2 pseudogenes are annotated in these 1,663 nt (G+C 39.8%); one reads left to right on the top strand and one right to left on the bottom strand.

The features are described 5' to 3' along the window. Nucleotides 1–24 precede the first annotated feature (24 nt). Nucleotides 25–809: pseudogene (locus BFI01S_RS21795) on the bottom strand (spore germination protein). On the opposite strand from BFI01S_RS21795, the pseudogene BFI01S_RS21800 reads away from it, so the two are divergent. Continuing rightward, nucleotides 789–1,225: pseudogene (locus BFI01S_RS21800) on the top strand (recombinase family protein); the annotation flags it as partial. The pseudogenes BFI01S_RS21795 and BFI01S_RS21800 overlap by 21 nt on opposite strands. Between the last annotated feature and the right edge of the window lie 438 nt (nucleotides 1,226–1,663).

Raw genomic sequence — 1,663 nt, forward strand, 5'->3', positions numbered from 1 at the left:
AGAGTTTGCGTATTTTCAATATCGTCACTCTCCTTCATCCGCCTTTGAGCTATCACGCGTACGAACATAACTTACTCGTTCTCTATAACTTTTCCATGGTAATCGAAACAGTGCTTTAAAAAAATCCGAACTAGACTTCGGAAATACTAAAGCTAGGTAAGGGATTCCGAAAGAACGTAACCTCGCTATATAAATAACGATAAAAAATCCTGCAATTATAAAACCGTATAGACCCATAAAAATCGAACAAACAAGAACAACGCCTCTGAGAATAGATATTGCACTTGCTAATATTTGGTTTGCTAGTGTATACCCTGAAATGGCAGAAAGAGCCGTAATAACAATGACTGAAGGAGAAATAAAACCCGATCGAATTGCGGCGTCACCAATGATGAGTCCGCCCACCACGGAGAGGGTTTGTCCAAGAGGTGAGGGTAATCTTTGGCCAGCTTCACGGAACATTTCAAAAAGGAATAAATCTAAGGGTGCAGGAAATGGCAAACCCGATCTTGCAACAGTTACAGTCGCAAGAAGAGGAAAAGGAATCTGATCTTGATGGTATGCAAGCAGTGCCATCCAGAAGCCGGGTAGGTAGACAGCTAAAAGAAATCCTATCCATCGATAAAATCGAGCTAACGTAATGGGTAAATAGTTAAAATGTGAATCTTCTGCTGTTTAATCAAGAAAGTAATGTTTACAGGAGCAATAATGACTAACGGAGAGCCATCTACTATTACGATTATTCTACCTTGTAATAAACAATCTACTTCAAATTCAGGTCTTGATGTATCAGCAGAAAGTGGGAAGATGGATTACAACTTGATGCATTGAAACATTATGATGTGGATCAGATTCTCGAAGAAAAAGAATCGGGAAAAAAGAAAAATCGCCATCAGTTAGATGAAAAATCCTCCGTAAAGGTGACACAGTGGTTGTCAATAAATTAGATCGTATCAGTCGGAGTACCAAACATTTAATTGAACTCATGGAACAGTTTGAAGAAAAAGGAATTCACTTCGTTTCTATTCAAGATAAAATTGACACAACGACAGCTATGGGACGATTCTTTTTCAGGATGTTTGCTAGCATAGCAGAATTAGAAAGGGACATTATTAGTGAGAGAACAAAAGATGGCTTGGTGGCAGCTAGAGCTAGGGGAAGAAATGGAGGTAGACCGAAGGTTGGATCAAAAAAAATCCTGCTTGCTTTAAAGATGTATAAAAGTTAAGACTACTCCTTATCACAAATTAAAGATTCTACAGGTTTCGAGATTTAGAAGATGTGTATTTGCATTTTTCCCCTACAACCCACCCACGAAAGACCATTTAATTTTGCGTGTGACCTCTGTGGCAACACGACAAATTGCTAAAAGGTGCGACCTTCAGCTAAATTCCTCATGTCCAGAATTAGCCCGGAGCGCATATATGCTCCGGGATTTTTTTCAAAAACCTTGAAACCCCTCTAAGAATTGGAAACGCATCTGCTATAATATGTATACGGGAAGTGAACCTGTCCTTTTATCCTCCAGAAAGGGGTGAGGGCAGTTGGCACGCAATAACTCCAAACGCAAAACCAACGAATGCCCCGTCAAAAGGGCAACCGCCTATAAAACCCGCAAGGAAGGACAAGCATTGATACTAAAGGAACTGAAATGGTCGATTTT

Origin of the sequence: Cytobacillus firmus NBRC 15306, assembly GCF_001591465.1 — a bacterium.
Taxonomy (GTDB): Bacteria; Bacillota; Bacilli; order Bacillales; family Cytobacillaceae; genus Cytobacillus; species Cytobacillus firmus.